The sequence below is a fragment of the Promicromonospora kroppenstedtii DSM 19349 genome (assembly GCF_000515355.1).
GTDB classification, from domain to species: Bacteria; Actinomycetota; Actinomycetes; order Actinomycetales; family Cellulomonadaceae; genus Promicromonospora; species Promicromonospora kroppenstedtii.
The window spans coordinates 1-1,651 of record NZ_KI911742.1; the positions used below are offsets into that span (position 1 = coordinate 1).

The 1,651-nt window shown below is 70.8% G+C and carries 2 protein-coding genes; both read right to left on the bottom strand.

What is annotated here, in order from left to right:
• Positions 1-86 precede the first annotated feature (86 nt).
• Positions 87-452 carry a WhiB family transcriptional regulator gene (locus tag PROKR_RS23615; RefSeq protein WP_026365865.1) on the bottom strand — a complete coding sequence of 122 codons (366 nt, stop codon included), beginning with the start codon at positions 450-452 and terminating at the stop codon, positions 87-89.
• A 500-nt stretch (positions 453-952) separates the two neighbouring features.
• On the bottom strand, positions 953-1,651 hold a 699-nt coding region (locus tag PROKR_RS23620), incomplete at its 5' end, for an HRDC domain-containing protein (protein WP_036968576.1).

The following is a 1,651-nucleotide window of genomic DNA, read 5'->3' on the forward strand; positions in this document are numbered from 1 at the left end:
GGGCTCCCCCGAGCCCGGCCGGTGGAGCCGCACCCGCGGTGCGGGTGCGTGGTGCTCCCGGTACGGGCGGCCTGACCAGCGGCGGATCATGCGGCAGCGACGCTCTCCGACTTGCGCGGCCGGCCGCGGCCACGCTTGCGGGCGACGACGGCGCCGTCCACGAAGACCTCGCCGCCCCAGACGCCCCACGGCTCGTTGCGCTCGAGAGCGCCCGCGAGGCAGCCCTCGATGAGGGGGCACGTGCGGCAGAGTGCCTTGGCCTGCTCCACCTGCGTGCTGTGCTCGGCGAACCACAGCTCCGGGTCGTTGGTACGGCACGGCAGCAGTGTGTCCATGATCCGGTTGAACTCCGCCGAGTCCGAACCGGTCCCGCTCGTGGCGGGGTGTTGAGGCGGGTCCCAGGGGCCCGAGCCGCCCTGGGGAAGAGTGTCGAGGAGCGCAGTGAGGCGCACGGTTGTCTCCTGTGTCCTGAAGGAACGTCGTCGATGAACGTTGGTGGTGCAGGACCCAGGGGCTAGATCCTTGCCGGGCCGGCCGAGGTGGGGCCGGATCTCCGGGCAAGAATTAAGGCCGCGGGTCCTAGGTGGACTCCGCGGCCTGGAACTCTTCGGTCGTCAGACCGGGGAGTCTCCTGGAGATGCGGAGTCGGGTGCGAGAGCGGACGGCTTGACGCCTCCGCGGTGAGTGCGCGCGCGGAAAGGCAGAGCTGCGCCAGTGGCCGGGACGGGCTCGTAGCCGAGCACGTGCTTGCACACCTGCAGATCCGTCTGCGGAATCATGTTCATCTCCAATGCACCCACCTCCTCACTCGAATCCGGGCCAGACCTCTCGGCCTCGCCCACTGCTGTCAGGGACATCTGAACACTATGCCGGGCCGCCGTGGCGAGCCAACTCTTTTTCCAAACTTTCTTGAGAAGTTTTTCGGACTGCCTCGCGAGGCCCCGGAAACGGCTCAATAAGCCGGAGAACTGGCCACGATCGCGAGGATCGTGGCGCCGTACCGGTCGATCTTCGCAGGACCGATCCCGTTCACGCGAGCAAGTTCGGTCGTGCCCGAAGGTCGGATCTCCGCGATGGCCGCCAGGGTCGCGTCCGTGAGCACCGTGTACGCGGGCTTGTCGGTCTCCTGGGCCACCTGCCGCCGCCACTCGCGCAGGGCGTCGAAGAGCGCGGCGTCGTGCTCGCCGGTCAGCAGTGCGCGGGCCTGCCCCTTGGGCGCGGTCCGTGCCCGCGGCGCGCGGTGCTCTTCCGGCCAGAGCCCGTCCAGGAACCGGGTGCGCTTTCGCGTGGCCCGCCCGCCCGGGTTCCGCGAGCGCCCGAACGACACGTCGAGGTGTTCGCGCGCGCGGGTGATCCCCACGTAGAGCAGGCGGCGCTCCTCGTGCACGGCGTCGTCGGTCTCGGCCAGGGAGATGGGCATCAGGCCCTCGCTCATCCCGGCGAGGAACACCGCGTCCCACTCCAGGCCCTTGGCCGCGTGCAGCGAGGCGAGCGTGACGCCCTCGACCGTGGGTGCGTGCTGGGCGGAGGCGCGCTCGTCGAGCTCCGCGACCAGCCCGGACACCGTCGCGGGCTCCTCGGGTGTGGCGGCGGCCGCCAGGTCGTCGGCCAGCGCGACGAGCGCCTGCATCGCGTCCCAGCGCTCCCGGGC